The sequence below is a fragment of the Pseudocolwellia agarivorans genome, assembly GCF_002000085.1.
Lineage (GTDB): Bacteria > Pseudomonadota > Gammaproteobacteria > Enterobacterales > Alteromonadaceae > Pseudocolwellia > Pseudocolwellia agarivorans.
On record NZ_MUZU01000009.1, the window covers coordinates 46,821 to 63,791 of the forward strand.

The following is a 16,971-nucleotide window of genomic DNA, read 5'->3' on the forward strand; positions in this document are numbered from 1 at the left end:
AAATTATTGTATTCCATTAGGATATTTCTAACATGAAAACACTTTTTACCTCTTTACTGTTACTCAGTTTATTTATTCTTACGGGGTGCAATGGTAGCTCTGGCAAAAATGAGGAAGTTGTTAGCGGCTCTGATGTCGTTGTTTCAAATTTAACACTTACCAGTTTAAATAAAGAACTTGAATCACAACAAAGCTTTGAAAGTAACCTACCTATTACACTACAAGCAAAAGTACTAGACCAAACAGGTAATCCTGTTAGCGGTAAACGTGTAAATTTCACTGTTGATTTAGGAAGCCTATCGGTCCCGTCAAAACTAACCGACAGTTCAGGTATTGCAGAAGTTTCTATTTCAAATAACTTAGCAAGCTTAAGTGCAGGAACCGCATCAGCAACTATTGATGATTTATCCGCCAGTATTGATTATGAATATATAAGCAGCTCTTCAGAAGTTATTTCATCAGCCTCCTTAAGTGTTCAAATGCTGGTGAATGGAGCTATAACCAATAGATTTAAAGCGGATGAAAGTGCTCAAGTTGTAGCAACTCTTCTTGATGAAAATGGAGACCCTTTTAGTAATCAACTTATTAATATAAGTGCTGATGTTGGTGAATTAACCTCAACGACCGCCTTAACAACCGTAAGTGGCAATGCCTCTTTCTCTATAACAGGAGGCACTTCTTTAGGCGCTGGTGTTATTACACTTTCTTTAGCCGATGATACCAGCGTTAATAGCCACTTAAATTATGAGATAGTTTCTGCAGACGCCACCATAGAAGATAATGTTCGCTTAGGTTATTTCAACGATAGTAATGAGTTTATTGAAGGCAAAATTAAATTATCTATTAGTGATAACACTATCAGTGCAGGTGGTACTTTAGGGGTTTCAGTTGTACTGGTAGATAGTCAAAACCAAAGGATTAATACTCCCACACCTATATCTTTTTCATCTAACTGTGTATCAAATGAAAATGCCGTTATCGATACTACCGTATTTAGTATTAAAGGCAGTGCCAGTGCCACATATGAGGATATTAAATGTGCAGGTATAAATGGTACTGAAGATGTAATTGTCGCTACAGTTACAACAAACGGCATAACAAGTACAGCTTCTGAAACTATCGACATTACAGGTGAACAACTTGGTTCCATTGAATTTTTATCTGCCGTACCTAACTCTATTGTATTAAAAGGTAGTGGTGGTCAAGAAACCTCTATTTTAACTTTCGTCGTAAAAAGTGCTTTAGGTAATGTTGTTGCTCAACAAGAAGTTAATTTTACTTTAGATACAATCGTTGGTGGTATTAGCTTAGGTCGAGTGTCAGGTCTAACTAATAGCCAAGGGCAAATAACCACACAGGTATTATCTGGAACGGTTCCTACAACGGCGAGCGTTACAGCGAAAGCCACTAGGATTATTGATGGTGAAGAAGTATCAATTCAAACTCAATCTAAAGAATTAAGTATAAACACAGGGTTAGCAGAACAAAGTTCGATTACCATTGCTCCCAGCATTATCAACCCAGAAGCCAGTACCACAGGTGAAACTTCACAAATTTCAGTTTGGCTAGCTGATAGTTTTAATAACCCTGTACCTGATGGAACTCCTGCTAACTTTACAACTGAAGGTGGCACCATAGAAAGTCAATGTTTAACTGTAAATGGTACTTGTTCAGTTGAATGGCGTGCTACAGAGCCTTATTTAGATGATCATCGTTCAACCATTCTGGTTACTGCTGATGGACATGAAACGTTTTACGATACAAACGGTAATAACACCTTTGACGATGACGATGGTTTAGCCATTACTGATCCTAATGTATCTTCGGGGTTAGGTAGGCGCGCACCAGAAGCTTCTGGCTTTATCGATATGTCTGAAGCATGGCGTGACGATAATGAAAACGGCGTTAAAGATGATAACGAAACCAAGTTTTTTGATGCCGATGGTGATGGGGATTTCTCTGATGCTGATGAAATATTTAATGGTCCACAATGCGAAGGGAGTTTATGTAATTCAAGTGCCAAAATAGCTACCATTCGTAAAGCATTTGTTTTAATAATGTCTGATGCTAATAATCCCATTTATGAATTAACAGGCAACGGACAAACTTATGCGAGTAATAGCCAAGCTGATGTTCAAATAGAACCAATTGCTGATGGTGAATCACGCTCTTTTAACTTTAAATTTGCTGATAGTGCTATGCAAACACTACCTAAAGATAGTGTTATATCAGTAGAGTTTTCTGGTGGGACGATCAATGGTACAACAAACTACACAGTAGGTAACACTCGTAGTTCTGGGTTTAAAGCTATCGACTTTATCTTAAAAAATGAACTTGATGGTGAACCAGAACTAGCCACCTTATCAATTACTATCTCAACGCCTGGTACGGGTAATAAAATATACTTTAGCCAATTAATTTCAATGCTTTAACATAGTTGATAAATTAATTTAATGAACACAAAAAAGGCGAATAATAATATCATTCGCCTTTACTTTATTTATTAACTTACCTCTAAGCTTACCCAAACATTCTTGTAAAAAAAGATCCTTTTTTATGTTCACTGGTTGAGCTTGCTAACGGTAAATTCATACACACTTCAGGCAATGGTTCAAATGAAGATAAGGTTGGAAACTTCAAATCTTCATGCTTATATTCAAAGTCGCCTAAAGCTGGATTGAAACGATAGCCAATACTCCACTGCTCAATATTTTGAGACACCTGATTAATAGCATCAATAATATAATCAACTTCTTCATCTAACATAGTTGGGTGAAACGAAGCTCTTATCCAGCCAGGCTTTTCAGCATAATCACCTGAATCAATTTGTTGAGTAATTTTGTCCGATGTATCGTGATCAACATTTAATAAAATATGACCATAAGTTCCTGCACAAGAGCACCCACCTCGTGTTTGTACACCAAACTTATCATTTAATAATCTCACCACTAAATTGTAATGAGCATTAGGAATGTAAAAAGAAACAATAGCCAATCTATCTTTAATACTAGGCTCTAACATAACAACACGGTCATTTTTGGCTAAAGCATCCATAACCTTTTCAGTAATTTCAGCTTCACGCTTAGCTATATTTTCTACCCCCATAGCGTCTTTCAATTGAATCGCTAACGCGGTTTTTATGCATTGTAAAAACCCGGGGGTTCCACCATCTTCACGTACTTCAATATTACTAAAAAAACTATGTGCGCCCCATGGATTTGTCCACGTAACCGTACCACCACCGGGATGATCAGGTACTTTATTTTTATACAACTGTTTATTAAAAATTAAAACACCAGAACTACCCGGACCACCTAAAAACTTATGCGGTGAGAAAAAAATAGCATCTAAACACTGTTTAGAGTTTGATGGGTGCATATCAATATCAACATAGGGGGCTGAAGCAGCAAAATCGACAAAACAAAAACCATTATACTCGTGCATTTTTTCTGCTAATTGATAATACGGTGTTTTAATGCCGGTTACGTTTGAACAAGCAGAAAACGAACCTATTTTTACTTTGCGTGCACTGTACTGCTGTAATAAAGCGTCTAAATGATCAATAGAAGGTAAGCCGTTCTCATCAGGATTAACGATTTCAAGTGTTACATCACACTCATACCACGAAGTTTGGTTGGAATGGTGTTCCATATGCGTAATAAAAATAACAGGCTTATCTTGCTCATCAAAATGTACCTGGTTTTGCATTCTTTCAGGAATTCTTAATCCTAAAATACGTTGAAACTTATTTACTACATCGGTCATACCCGCCCCCGATGTAATCAAAATATCATTATCACAAGCATTCACATGTTTTTTGATAATGCTTTGAGCCTCATGATAAGCATGAGTCATGGCACTACCCGTTAAGTTAGTTTCAGTGTGAGTGTTAGCAACATAAGGTCCTAAAGTATGAGTAATGTAATCTTCGATTGGTTGATACAAGCGTCCACTTGCCGTCCAATCAGCATAAATAATATCAAGATCAGTCCCATGGATACGATGAGATAACTCAGTTCCTATAACGTGCTTTCTAAAAGGTAAAAAATAATTTTCGAGTGACATGAGCCTACAACCATCAAATAAACATTGTATAAATTCTAACAAACAAGAGATTAACAGCAATTAAAAACCACGTAACCAACAAAACTTGCAATTTTAATCTAAAAACAAAAACAAATAACATTTTAAATTCTAATAATACGGAATAAGTATTAAATAATAAAAACGACATTCTATGAATTATCGATAATTGAAATAACGTTTCTAGAACAAGCTAATTAAGGGAGAAAGAGGAGGAAAAATTTGAGATATTCTAAAAAAGGAAAAACGGTATCAGTAGCTAATACCGTCTCAGTAATTAATGAGTAATAATTGAATCAAACAATTGCACAGTAACAAGATCGCCCGCTTGTAAGTTGCTCTGCTCTGCGGGTAAAACAATATAACAATTTGCTTTTGCTAAACTGGTTAATACACCAGAGCCTTGATTACCCGTACTGGTAACTAGCATTTCACCTTTATTATTTGTGCTTAGAATACCACGTTGAAAGTCCATTCTACCTGGCGCTTTTCGAATATCAGTAAGCGTTTTTACTGTCAATTTTACAGGTGCCGCATTGATGCAATTTTGCATTTTAGCTAAAGCTGGAACCGCCAGCATATGCGCTGTTACCGTTGCTGATACAGGATTACCCGGTAAACCAAAAAACACACTGTTGGGTAATTTTCCAAAAGCAAAGGGTTTACCTGGCTTCATGGCTATTTTCCAAAAGCTAATATCACCAAGTTCATCCAGTACTTCTTTTGTATAATCGGCATCACCTACAGACACACCACCAGAAGAAAAAATAGCGTCAGCCTCTTTATCGGCTTTTATAAATGCATCGGTAATGGCTGCTTTATCATCTTTTATAACACCGAGTTTCAATACATTGATGTTCATTTTTTCGAGCATTGCTGCAAGAGTAAAACTGTTACTCTCAAAAATATCGCCTTCGGTTAATGCTTCGCCTGGCAATTTGAGCTCATCACCCGTAGAAATAAGCGCAACCGTGAGTTTTCTATATACAGAAACCGTTGGAACACCTAAAGAAGCTAAAACACCAACATCGATAGCTGATAATTTTCTTCCTTTTTCAAACACAACCTGATCTTGCTCAATATCTTCGCCAGCATACCTAACATGACTACCCAATTTTTTAGGTTCTAAAAACTGAACTATTTGAGCTTGTTTAGTTTTATCATCAGTGACTAGACAGTTTTCTTGCATTTCAACAGTATCACAGCCTTTAGGAATTTTTGCTCCTGTCATGATACGAATGCATTCCCCTGCTAAACATTCACCTTGAAAAGGTTCGCCAGCCATAGAGCGCCCAGCAAGCTTTAATTGATCTGAAGTTTCTAAGCTACTATGAGCAAAAGCATATCCGTCCATCGCTGAATTATTGTGAGGCGGAACATTTAACGGACTCGTTATAGGTTGTGAAACGACTCGACCCAGTGCCTTTTCAATTAAAACCTGTTCTGTTTCCTGTACTGGTGAAACATTAGCTAACATATTTGTTAAGGCTTGTTCAAAAGGCAATAAGCCTGGCGCAGAGCAACAATCAACCATAGTATTTATTCTCTTTTAAGTTTCTTATTTTATTGAAAACACATGCAATTTTTTTTAGATAAAATCTGTCTACTTTATAATGCTAATACTATCAGGCGTTAAACATATAGCGACTTGATGTGAATCAATATTTAGTTTTGAAATTGTATTACTATGGTAAACCAAAATTAAGGTATAGTAACTGGGCTGTTGGCCTTTCAAATATGTTTTTTGCAACAATAAATTTGATTTTTAGATAAAGCATAGTTATTGATATATAGTTATTCACCACGCAATCACTATAACCTAATATAAATATCAAACGTATACTGCCAATATGATTAACATTTGAAAGGTCAAAGCCTCAAAAAAATTATTATTCGCCGAGCTATTGTAGCTACCCCAGCCTATTTGATTGGAATGTTACCTTAGCCGTGGTTATTAAATTAACCGCCAGGGTTTGCATGGAAACGTGTATGCCTCCCGACATTGGAAAGGTGAGATGTTAACAGACAACTTCGGTCGCAAGTTTTATTACTTGCGCCTATCAATTACCGACGTGTGTAACTTTAGTTGCAACTATTGTTTACCTGATGGTTATCAATGCGATCAGCCGCGCGATTTTTTATCGTTGCCTGAAATAAAACGCATTGCTAAAGGTTTTGCGCAATTAGGCACTGAAAAAATACGAGTTACGGGCGGAGAACCCTCACTCCGTAAAGACTTGCCCGATATCATTTCTGCTTGTAAAGAAACAAAAGGTATTAAGCAAGTTGCCATAACAACCAATGGATATAAGCTCCCTGAACATTTACCTAGTTGGTTAGATGCGGGTATTGATGCGATTAACATTAGTATTGATAGCTTAGACCCCAGACAATTTCATAGCATTACAGGCCACGATAAATTACCTCATATACTTAAAGGTATTGATATGGCCTTGGCAAGTGGCCAACCCACGGTAAAAGTAAATACCGTACTCATGCGTGAATACAATGGCTACGACATTCAAACGTTTTTAGATTGGCTTAAAGATACGCCCATTACACTACGCTTTATTGAGCTAATGCAAACAGGCGATAACAAAACGTTTTTTGATGCGCAACATGTACAAGGTTCACGTATTCGTCAAAATTTAATTTTAGATGGATGGTTACCCGCCATTAGAGATAGATCATCTGGCCCTGCTCAAGAATTTTATCACCCTGATTATGCCGGCCGTATTGGTTTGATCATGCCGTACAGCAAAGATTTTTGTTCAACCTGTAATCGATTAAGAGTGAGCTCTCACGGTAAGTTACATTTATGTTTATTTACTGAAGAAGGTTTATCACTAAAAGATCATATTCAACATGATGATATAGAGCCATTAAAGCAACATATTATTGAAATGATGGGAGACAAAAAAGCCACTCACTTCTTACATGAAAAGCTAACAGGTGCCACCACTAATTTAGCTATGCTAGGTGGTTAGTTTATGATCATAGTACCCAACACTAAAAACAACCAATCTAAACCAAACAACCAATGTTTAGGTGTGGTATTAGCAGGTGGTTTATCTTCTCGGATGGGAGTAGACAAAGCAAGTTTACTTCGAAATGAAGTGAGCATGCTAACCTATAGTAAGCAGTTACTTACTGAGATAGGTCTAAGTAACATAGTCATCAGCGGTAAACCTTCTTGTGCAACTCCGCAAGATGTAATTGTTGCGGATAAATACGCAGAGATGGGCCCCATGGGAGGCATTGCCAGTGTTATTGAAAAACATCAACCTAGTGCTCTCTTTGTTCTCCCTGTCGATTTACCTTTAATCACGGCAGACGCATTACAAAAGTTAAAACAAATTGGTGAGTTAAGCCAACAAGCTTGTTTTTATAACGACAATTATTTACCTCTGTATTTGCCTGTAAATGCACATACAGAAAACTTCTTGAAAAGTGCATTCAGTCAACAGGCTAATTCACTAGATAAAAGTAAAACGTCTACAGCTAAAAGTGGCCCTTCTATTCGTGCTTTACTTAAACAAGTGCCGCATAAAGCTATCGCTATTGAAACACCATCAAGTTTATTAAATACAAATACAACTGAAGAATGGGCTACAGCACAAAAAAGTTTTACTCAGCTAAGCTTGTCTCAGCAAAAAAATACACATGTAAAATATTCAAAAAACAACTTATTAAATTCTAGGAAATAACTATGTCTAAGCATGAAAAAAGTGCCTTTATTCCTTTATCTATTGCTGTGTTAACGGTTTCAGATACACGTGATGAATCTACCGACACCTCAGGCCAAACGTTGGTTGAACGAGTGACATCAGCAGGACATAACCTTGCCGCTAAAAAAATTGTAAAAGACGATGTATACCAATTACGTTCAGTGGTATCTCAGTGGATAGCAGACGATAGCATTCACGCTATTATTACTACAGGCGGCACGGGCTTTACCGAGCGAGATAATACACCTGAAGCTTTATTACCTTTATTTGATAAAAACGTTGAAGGCTTTGGCGAAATATTTCGCGCTATTTCACTCACTGAAATTGGCACATCAACCATTCAGTCACGCGCCTTTGGTGGCATAGCCAATAAAACTGTTATTTTATGTGTACCGGGTTCAACCAATGCGTGTAAAACAGCGTGGGACAAATTAATTGCGGAGCAACTTGATGCAAGCCATCGTCCTTGTAATTTTGTACCTCATTTAAACATATCAGCAGAACAATGTGAGACTCGCCAGTAATGACAGATAACGCTTCACAATCAGTATCGCTAAGCCATATTAATCAAAAAGGCGAAGCTAACATGGTAGACGTTACCGAAAAAGCGCTTACCTCTCGCACCGCAACGGCTCAAGGCAGAATAACCATGTCGGCGGCTACGTTAACTTTGATCACTCAAGGCGAAAATAAAAAAGGTGATGTTTTTTCAGTTGCTCGTATTGCTGGTATTCAAGCCGCTAAAAAATGCAGTGACTTAATTCCTTTGTGTCACCCTCTTATGCTGACCAAAGTTAAAGTCGACTTTGATATTGATGAACAAAACAACCAAGTCATCGTTAATAGCCTGTGCCGTTTAACAGGTCAAACAGGCGTTGAAATGGAAGCACTAACCGCTGTTTCAGTGGCTTGCTTAACCCTATTTGATATGTGTAAAGCTGCCGATCCTTTTATGGAGATTCACGGCATTAAAGTATTAACAAAAGAAGGTGGAAAATCAGGAAGTTGGGAAGCTAAAGCCGAAATAGCGAATCAAACAGCTAAACAGGATAACTTATGATCAAAGTCAGCTTTTTTGCCGCATTAAGAGAACAACTCAATTGCAATGAAACACAGCTAAACGTATCTGAATCTATCACAGTAGAACAAGCAAGAGTGTTATTGGTTGAGTCGCATCCTGAATGGCAACAACACTTAAAAAACAACTCGTTGTTAACCGCTGTAAACCACGACCTTGTGGATGATAATTTTATTGTAAAGCCAAATGACGAGTTAGCATTTTTCCCACCCGTTACTGGCGGTTAAATCTATGTCGAAAACTAATATCCCCCCCCACTTAAATGATCGTATCGTTATTCAAACTCAAGATTTCAGCCTGAGCGAAGAAGTTAACTTATTAGAAGAAAACAATAACGAAGACGGTGCCGTGGTTACCTTTTGTGGTCGCGTAAGAAATAACAATTTAGGACTAGATGTAAAAGGACTTACCCTTGAGCATTACCCTGGAATGACAGAAAAATCATTACAGAAAATTATACTTACCGCCCGTAAAAAATGGGAGCTAGGCCGAATAACCGTGATCCATCGTGTAGGTAAACTATTCATTGGCGAACAAATAGTATTTGTTGGGGTTACCAGCAAACATCGCGGTAATGCCTTTGCTGCAAACGAATTTATTATGGATTTTCTCAAAGTAAAAGCTCCTTTTTGGAAAAAAGAACTCACCTCTGAAGGTGAAAAATGGTTAGACGCAAAATCGTCAGACACCAATAAAGCACAAGAGTGGTAACATGAGTAAGTGGCTACGTACTTTATATAAAAGCACTCTATGTATGAGTATTTTTATTTGTTTTTTCACAACAACATCAAGCTATGCTAAAAGCAAACCACTACGAGTTGCCGTATCATCAAACTTTGCTCCGGTATTAACTCAACTTGCCCCAACCATTTTTAATGAAACTAATATAACAATCGATATAATAAGTGGCTCTTCAGGCACACTTTATCAGCAAATAATTCATGGTGCGCCTTACGACATGTTTTTATCTGCTGATGACATTCACCCTCAACGGTTAGCGTCTGAATCGTTTACTGTAAAAAACAGCCTGCAAACTTATGCCATAGGCCAACTTGCATTTTGGTCTGCCAATAAAAACTTTAACCCTCAGCAAAACCTCACTAATTTGTTAAATGAATATCTTGTTAACTCATCAAAAATAGCTATATCTAATCCTAATACAGCACCTTACGGACAACGAGCAGTAGAAACCCTAAACGCGTTAGGCTTCTGGGAAAAGTTTAAAGATAAAACCATTACCGGCATTAACGTCAATCAAACGTTTCAACAAATTAGAAGCCATGCTGTAACCGCTGGATTTGTTGCATTAAGTCAATTAAAACTGAATAACTTACACGGAATTGTTGTACCTGAAGATCTTTATTCTCCTATAAAACAACAGTTGGTTATTTTAAAAAACAGTAAAAGAATAGAAGCTGCTGAAAAATTAGCGCTATTTATTCAAACATCGGCTATTCAAAAAATTATTGCAAGTTACGGTTACAAAGCAGCAAGCTTATGATAGAAAATTCTTTATTCGAAAATAGCGATTTAATCGCTTTATTCACCACATTAAAAATGGCCTTAGTAACTACCGTTATACTCATGGTAATAGGTACGCCTTTAGCGTGGTATTTAGCTAAAATGAAGAGCCGCTTTAAAATTGCCATTGAAGCCATTGTTGCCTTACCTATTGTGCTACCACCTACAGTATTAGGCTTTTATTTACTCATCGCTTTTTCACCTCAACATTTACCTGGGCAGCTTTGGCAAAGTATTACCGGCCAACAACTTGCCTTTAGTTTTAGTGCTATTGTTATCGGTTCTATTTTTTATTCATTACCTTTTGTTGTTCAGCCCTTACAAAAAGCCTTTGAACAGTTAGGCGACGATGTTCTTGAAGCGGGTGCTATGCTAGGAGCTAATTCACTCGATAGATTTTTTACTATTGTGCTACCCATTACTAAAGCCAGCTTTATTACCGCCGCCAGTTTAGGTTTTGCCCATACAGTAGGCGAATTTGGTATTGTGCTTATGATTGGTGGCAATATATCAGGTGAAACTAAAGTACTTTCTATTGCCTTATTCGAACATGTTGAAGCCTTTAATTACGCTAAAGCTCATTTACTTGCCGGTAGTTTACTTGTAGGTTCTTTCGTTGTGCTGGGGCTTATTTATTTATTAAATTATTCTAAGCCCACTACGGTACATACTAAAAACGAAGTAAATAACTAATGAATAATATATTGAAGGAGCTTAGCTTCAATTTTAATAGCCAGTTTGATGGTTTTGCTCTATCGATAAAGCAAACACTTCCAACGAAAGGTATTACAGGTATTTTTGGCCATTCAGGTTCAGGTAAGTCTACCCTGCTTCGGCTTATATCTGGTTTAGAAAATTCAACAACAGGTCAACTCTCCTTAAATGGGAACGTTTTATTCGACTCAAATCATAAATTAAATATAAAGCCCGAAAAAAGGCGTATAGGTTTAGTATTTCAAGACTCTCGTTTATTTCCGCATTTAAATGTACAACAAAACTTAGCATATGCGCATAAACGTTGTTTACATAAGCAACTTAATATCAATGATATTATTGATTTAACACAGCTAAAACCTTTACTTCACAAGAAAGTTACGCTGCTATCTGGTGGTGAGAAACAAAGAGTCGCAATAGCAAGAGCCGTATTGTCAGAACCCGAGTTATTATTATTAGATGAGCCATTAAGCGCGTTAGACAATCAAAATAAAGCCTTGATGATCACCCTATTACTCGATGTTCAACGAACTTTAAATATTCCTATGTTATACGTAAGTCATAGCTTAGCTGAATTACAACAAATTGCAGATAACTTACTTGTGATGAAACAAGGTAACATTGAACACTTCGGGCCAATTCACCCAATTATTCACGCCTTAAATAACACTAAAGAAACGCTGCAACAAACCAGCTTATCGTTAATAGTGAAAGAACATTTACCTGAATACGGCTTAACGTCTTTACAGTTAACAACCGATATTGTTATATATTTACCATTACAATCCAATACAACCGTTGCTAATGATAAAACCTTAACGCCGAAAAAAATACGCTGCTACATAGCTGCCAGCGATATTAGTATTAGCCGACACGAAGCAACAGACTCTTCAATTGTGAATCATTTTCAAGCTAAAATTTTAGATATACAGCCGCAAAACAACACCGTATTAATTACCTTAACTTGCGCAGAGCAAGTATTTTATTCTTCTATTAGTTTATGGTCTGCAGAACGTTTATCGCTAAGCCTGCATGATCTTGTTTACATTCAATTTAAAGCCAGTGCAGTGCACAGCTTAGCGGATATTGGAGAGCTTTAACGTGCTGACTCAAAAAGAACAACTCAGGTATAGCCGACAAATCATGCTGAAAAGCATAGGGGAAGAAGGCCAAATAGCCCTTCGCAATGCTAATGTGATGATTGTGGGTATGGGAGGCTTAGGCAATCCTGTTTCTCTTTATTTAGCCGCGGCAGGCATTGGCACATTATTTATAGCCGATGGCGATACGGTTGATATTACTAACCTGCAACGACAAATATTATTTACCGAAAACGATATTGATCAAAACAAAGCTGATACCGCCGCTGAAAAACTTCAACAACATAACAGCGATGTAACAATTGAAGTGATTGATGAAATGCTGGATAACGAATTATGCGACTATTACGTGCCTAAAATGGATGTAGTCATTGATTGTAGCGACAACATTCAAACACGCTATTTGGTTAATCAATATTGCGTTACTCATAAAGTCCCTTTAATTGTAGGTGCTGCCACTGGGTTTGATGGCCAACAACTCGTTGTAGATCCTCGTAATGACGAAAGCGCTTGTTATCAGTGCCTATTCCCAGAAAGTAAAAAAGCACCTGAAAACAACTGCCAAACTATAGGTATTGTTGGGCCGGTATTAGCTATTGTAGCGGGTATGCAATCATTACAAGCAATAAAGTTACTGACAGGCAATACAATACACATCAATCAGCTAAATTTGTTTGATGGTTTATCGAACCAATGGCAACAATTTCAAATAAAGAAGCAAAGTAGTTGTAAGGTATGTGGTAAGTAACTAAACAAGAAAAAGCCTTTAGCTTAATGTGATAAGTTAAAGGCTTAATTCGTTTTAAAATTAATGTTTTGTTACGACAAGTTAGTTATTTGAATAATCCAGTGCTTCTATCGGAAACCGCTTCTCGCCACCCTCCTAACCATTCCGATCTAGCGTTGATACTCTGATAAGGACATTTTTCCTTTGCTTTGCCATTAAGGCCTGCCTGATAACCGTTAGCATGTGCTCTTCCTAAACGATCCCTTTTTTGTCTTCTCATGAACTACACCTCTTAACCATTTGATAATAAAAATAAAATAATATATCTAGCGGTCGAAACTTAACTTCAGTCGACAATTAATTCTCGACCAAACCTCGTTAGAATGCAAGAGGATAAAGGTTACAAATGGGCGCAAAAAATGCTTAAAACAAAAAGAAAAAACAGCTATAAAAAACTAAAAATGACTTTTATATTACAAAACAGCTTCTTAATAAAAATGTAATATTCCAATAGGCAATAATAGGAAAGTTAATATAAAAATTTGGTTTATTAAAAACTTTTTTTTATATTAAATTTTAGCTTTTTAATCGATTAACAAAGGTTGTAACATTTTTTCTAAGCCGTTAAGTTTTACTTCATACATTAATGCGAGTTGCTCACCTAATTTCCCTTCAGGAAAACCTTTACCGTGGAACCATACTAAATAAGGTTCTGGTAAATGAAGCAACTTTCTTCCGGCATATTTTCCAAAAGGCATAACTTGATTAACTGCTTCTACTAATTTTTGTTGATCTGACACTATGTTATTCTCTTAAATTTTATTCACTGCAATAATACCAAACACATTAATAAATTAATCTATTTTATACGAAGAATAAATGATCAAATACACAGGTTCATCGTTTCAGACTAGAGCCCTTGAGCGATATCAATTCAAGGCAACGCTTTGTGATAATGATTACTCCCTTATAAAAAGAAGTAATTTTGCTCAAGCGCTTCTTCGATGTGTCTAATCTAACATTTATATTTTTATTATACCTGTCGCTTTCTATATAACAGTAACTTCCTTATAATTCTCTCCTTAAAATATGTAAACGGGCAATAACAACATGACAACTACAATTGAACAAACAACATTAGCAGGTGGCTGTTTTTGGTGTATAGAATCAGCCTTCAATAACGTTAAAGGTATTGAAAGTGCTGTATCAGGTTATATGGGTGGAGAAACTAGCGATCCAACCTATGAAAAAGTTTGTTCTGGCACTACAGGTCATGCTGAAGTTGTGCAATTATCTTATGATCCTAGCGTTATCACCTACCGTGAAATATTAGAAATATTTTTTGCGCTGCACAACCCTACACAGTTAAACAGACAAGGTAATGATACTGGCACTCAATATCGCTCTGGTGTTTTTTTTCATACTGAAGAACAACAACAAGCGGCTTTAAGTATTATTGATGAGATCAATCAAGATAACATTTGGCCTGATCCCGTAGTAACAGAAGTTACTGCAAAATCTGAATTTTATTCAGGTGAAGATATGCATCAAGGCTATTTCAATCGCAATCCAGAAAACCCATACTGCCAAGCCGTAGTGGCCCCTAAACTGGCTAAATTTAAAAAGACTTTTGTTGATAAATTAAAGTAAGACGAATTTCTAATACTTAAAAAGCCACGCTATTAGTAAAATAGCGTGGCTTTTTATTGCGTCATAAAATACAGTTTTTAATACATCAGAGTATAAAGCTTTCTTCTGTATTTAGTGGCTAACGAATCGCCGTCTGGTAGTACTTTCAACACATCTAACATTAACTCTTTACTTGTAGTGTTAGACATATCTTTTTGTACTAATCTAAACAGTATCTCAAGTGCTTCTTCGTTACGGTTAACTTGGGAATATTGTACTGCTAACTTATGTTTTATTTCATCGTTATCAGGTTCACTTTTAAGCTGTGCTTCCAGTGCTTTAATTTCTGGTGACTCAGCAGCTTGTGTCGCTAATTCAAGCTTAGCCATAACGGCTTGGTAAGCGCTGTCTTGATCAACCAGTGTAATGGTCGCTAACATAGCTTCAGCATCGGCTACCTTACCTAATTGAATAGAGGCATCGGCATAAACAATTTTAATATCAGCTCTTTCACTGTCTATTTGGTAAGCCTGTGATGCAGCCGTGTATGCTTTATTTATATCATTTTCCACTAAGGCTAACTTAGCTTCATTTAATAATGTATCTTCAACTTTAGGTAAATGTTTATCTAAAAAGGCTTGTACTAGTTCTTCTGTTTGAGGACCTGTCAAACCATCAATAGGTTGAGCATCCTTAACTAAAACAGCCGTTGGCAAACCTTGAACACCAAACTGCTGAGCGATTTGGCCTTGTGTTTGGCAATCAACCGTAGCGAGTACCATATGGTCAGGGAACAATGACACTTTTGCTGTTAATGCATCTCGTAATTCAATACTTTCAGGAACTTGCTCAGCCCAAAAACTGACAAGAACAAGCTTTGATTTTGATTCTTCTAAAACAACTTGCTGGAAGTTTTCTAATGTGATGGCAACGATATTTGAGCTCATTGATATTTCCAATTAAAACAATATTACTCAATATTTTGGGGCGAACCTTAAAGATACAAGGTTTAAACAATAACTATATGTGAAAAAAGTTATTGTTTTAACCTTAAGATAATAATGGGATAGATAAAAAGCTTATCAGGCTTTACGTATTAGCTAACTTCACTAAGTAATGCTCTTGAAATGATCACTTTTTGAATTTCACTTGTACCTTCATAAATAGACGTTACACGAACATCTCTTGCGAAACGCTCTAATGGGTACTCTTTAATATAACCTGCTCCCCCCATAATTTGTAAAGCGTCGTAACAGGCTGTATTAGCTTTTTCGGTGGCAAAGTATTTAGCCATCGAGGCTGAAGTACTAAAAGGTAAGCCTTTATCTTTGTTATCTGCAGCTTGCATTAATAATAAACGAGCAGCTTCTAAGTCAGTATATCGATCCGCTAACTTCCATTGTAATCCTTGAAAGTTAGACAATGATTGACCAAATTGTTTTCTCTCTACAATGTATTCGCGCGCATAATCCATAGCCGCTAAACCGATACCTAAAGCAAGTGAACCTATACCAATACGCCCCCCCGCTAATTCACTTACTGCAATAGAAAAACCTTGGTTTTCTTGTCCCATAAGTGCAGTTGCTGGAATACGGCAATTTTCAAAAATAACTTGGTTAGTTGGAGAAGCCTTTTGACCCATTTTGTCTTCTCGTTTACTGATGGTAATACCGGGAGTATTTGCTTCAACTAAAAAGCAAGAAATCCCTTTACCTTTTTTTGCTGATGAATCAGTAACAGCCCAAACCACAAAAAGATCCGCAAATGAAGCACTGGTAATATAAACTTTTGTGCCATTTAAAACATATTCATCGCCTGCTTTTACTGCTGTGGTTTTCATACCTGCAGGATCTGAACCTGCCATTGTTTCTGTTAAGCAAAAACCACCGGCACGGTATTCGCCGCTGCATAATTTAGGTAAGTAATTTTGCTTTTGATCTTCATTACCAATGGATTGGATAACTTCTGCCACCATGTTGGTTACTGATGTTGTAACCGCTGTTGACGCACAAGCTCTGGCTAGTTCGGTTATTGCTAAGCTAAATGAAACAGCACCAGCTTCAACTCCACCGTATTCGGCTTTAACATTTAACCCCATAAAGCCTAATTCAGAGAGTTTATTAATATTACTTAAAAATAAAGTTTCATTATAGGTTTCATCAAGTTGTGCAGCCACAGGTGCAAGTTCTGACTCTGCAAACTTCTTTGCCATGTCTTGGATCATGGCTTGTTCTTCAGTTAATGATAAATCCATAAGAGCCCTCTATCTCGTTAATACTTTCGTTAATCTCTGTTTATAGTGTAATCAAAGAAGCTTAAATATTCATTAATTATTTTACGTTAACGTAAACTTACCCTTAGGGTTTTATCAAAAAAAAAATTATTTTTTAT

General features: G+C 36.7%; 18 protein-coding genes and 1 riboswitch. Of the genes, 12 read left to right on the plus strand and 6 right to left on the minus strand.

The features are described 5' to 3' along the window. The first annotated feature begins 32 nt into the window (after positions 1-32). Entirely contained in the window at positions 33-2,432 is a 2,400-nt protein-coding gene (locus B0X80_RS14030; protein WP_077341285.1) for an Ig-like domain-containing protein, read from the plus strand. A gap of 88 nt (positions 2,433-2,520) precedes the next feature. On the opposite strand, the gene B0X80_RS14035 is transcribed toward B0X80_RS14030, so the two are convergent. Both B0X80_RS14035 and moeA read right to left on the minus strand, forming a co-directional pair. Continuing rightward, entirely contained in the window at positions 2,521-4,065 is a 1,545-nt protein-coding gene (locus B0X80_RS14035) for an aminotransferase class V-fold PLP-dependent enzyme (protein WP_077341287.1), read from the minus strand. A 295-nt stretch (positions 4,066-4,360) separates the two neighbouring features. Then, a complete protein-coding gene (moeA, locus tag B0X80_RS14040; RefSeq protein WP_077341289.1) occupies positions 4,361-5,617 on the minus strand; it encodes a molybdopterin molybdotransferase MoeA in 1,257 nt (418 codons plus the stop codon). A 348-nt stretch (positions 5,618-5,965) separates the two neighbouring features. Beyond that, a riboswitch (molybdenum cofactor riboswitch) is annotated at positions 5,966-6,112 on the plus strand. On the opposite strand from moeA, the gene moaA reads away from it, so the two are divergent. From moaA to B0X80_RS14090, 10 genes are all read left to right on the plus strand, one after another. Next, positions 6,099-7,070, plus strand: a complete 972-nt coding sequence (moaA, locus tag B0X80_RS14045; protein ID WP_077341291.1) for a GTP 3',8-cyclase MoaA — start codon at positions 6,099-6,101, stop codon at positions 7,068-7,070. Its footprint overlaps the riboswitch before it by 14 nt. 3 nt (positions 7,071-7,073) lie before the next feature. Further along, positions 7,074-7,790, plus strand: a complete 717-nt coding sequence (mobA, locus tag B0X80_RS14050; RefSeq protein ID WP_077341293.1) for a molybdenum cofactor guanylyltransferase — start codon at positions 7,074-7,076, stop codon at positions 7,788-7,790. A 2-nt stretch (positions 7,791-7,792) separates the two neighbouring features. Then, positions 7,793-8,335 (plus strand): molybdenum cofactor biosynthesis protein B, encoded by a 543-nt coding sequence (gene moaB, locus B0X80_RS14055; protein ID WP_077341295.1) that lies wholly within the window; start codon positions 7,793-7,795, stop codon positions 8,333-8,335. Next, a complete protein-coding gene (gene moaC / locus B0X80_RS14060; protein WP_077341297.1) occupies positions 8,335-8,871 on the plus strand; it encodes a cyclic pyranopterin monophosphate synthase MoaC in 537 nt (178 codons plus the stop codon). The genes moaB and moaC overlap by 1 nt, the downstream gene beginning before the upstream one ends. Beyond that, positions 8,868-9,116, plus strand: coding sequence for a MoaD/ThiS family protein (locus B0X80_RS14065; protein ID WP_076420216.1), 249 nt, complete (start codon positions 8,868-8,870; stop codon positions 9,114-9,116). Before moaC ends, B0X80_RS14065 begins: the two co-directional genes overlap by 4 nt. A gap of 4 nt (positions 9,117-9,120) precedes the next feature. Further along, positions 9,121-9,600, plus strand: coding sequence for a molybdopterin synthase catalytic subunit MoaE (gene moaE, locus B0X80_RS14070; protein ID WP_077341299.1), 480 nt, complete (start codon positions 9,121-9,123; stop codon positions 9,598-9,600). Position 9,601: 1 nt separating this feature from the next. After that, positions 9,602-10,390, plus strand: coding sequence for a molybdate ABC transporter substrate-binding protein (modA, locus tag B0X80_RS14075; protein ID WP_077341301.1), 789 nt, complete (start codon positions 9,602-9,604; stop codon positions 10,388-10,390). After that, on the plus strand, positions 10,387-11,103 hold the full coding sequence (gene modB, locus B0X80_RS14080) for a molybdate ABC transporter permease subunit (protein WP_077341303.1): 717 nt from the start codon (positions 10,387-10,389) through the stop codon (positions 11,101-11,103). The genes modA and modB overlap by 4 nt, the downstream gene beginning before the upstream one ends. Beyond that, positions 11,103-12,224 (plus strand): molybdenum ABC transporter ATP-binding protein, encoded by a 1,122-nt coding sequence (modC, locus tag B0X80_RS14085; protein ID WP_077341305.1) that lies wholly within the window; start codon positions 11,103-11,105, stop codon positions 12,222-12,224. Before modB ends, modC begins: the two co-directional genes overlap by 1 nt. Before the next feature lies 1 nt (position 12,225). Then, on the plus strand, positions 12,226-12,972 hold the full coding sequence (locus tag B0X80_RS14090; RefSeq protein ID WP_077341307.1) for a HesA/MoeB/ThiF family protein: 747 nt from the start codon (positions 12,226-12,228) through the stop codon (positions 12,970-12,972). A gap of 85 nt (positions 12,973-13,057) precedes the next feature. On the opposite strand, the gene rmf is transcribed toward B0X80_RS14090, so the two are convergent. Together rmf and B0X80_RS14100 are read right to left on the minus strand one after the other, a co-directional pair. Then, the gene (gene rmf / locus B0X80_RS14095) at positions 13,058-13,231 is read right to left on the minus strand and encodes a ribosome modulation factor (protein ID WP_076420222.1); all 174 of its coding nucleotides are present in this window, start codon (positions 13,229-13,231) and stop codon (positions 13,058-13,060) included. A gap of 304 nt (positions 13,232-13,535) precedes the next feature. Next, positions 13,536-13,754: a DUF3820 family protein gene (locus B0X80_RS14100; RefSeq protein WP_077341309.1), complete on the minus strand. Its 219-nt coding sequence runs from the start codon at positions 13,752-13,754 to the stop codon at positions 13,536-13,538. A 307-nt stretch (positions 13,755-14,061) separates the two neighbouring features. Here B0X80_RS14100 and msrA point away from each other — a divergent pair, with 307 nt between their 5' ends. Next, a complete protein-coding gene (gene msrA / locus B0X80_RS14105) occupies positions 14,062-14,601 on the plus strand; it encodes a peptide-methionine (S)-S-oxide reductase MsrA (protein ID WP_076420224.1) in 540 nt (179 codons plus the stop codon). 77 nt (positions 14,602-14,678) lie between these two features. On the opposite strand, the gene B0X80_RS14110 is transcribed toward msrA, so the two are convergent. Beyond that, complete coding sequence (locus tag B0X80_RS14110) at positions 14,679-15,527, minus strand: co-chaperone YbbN (RefSeq protein WP_076420225.1); 849 nt, start codon at positions 15,525-15,527, stop codon at positions 14,679-14,681. A 149-nt stretch (positions 15,528-15,676) separates the two neighbouring features. Then, positions 15,677-16,834, minus strand: a complete 1,158-nt coding sequence (locus B0X80_RS14115; protein WP_077341311.1) for an acyl-CoA dehydrogenase family protein — start codon at positions 16,832-16,834, stop codon at positions 15,677-15,679. Between the last annotated feature and the right edge of the window lie 137 nt (positions 16,835-16,971).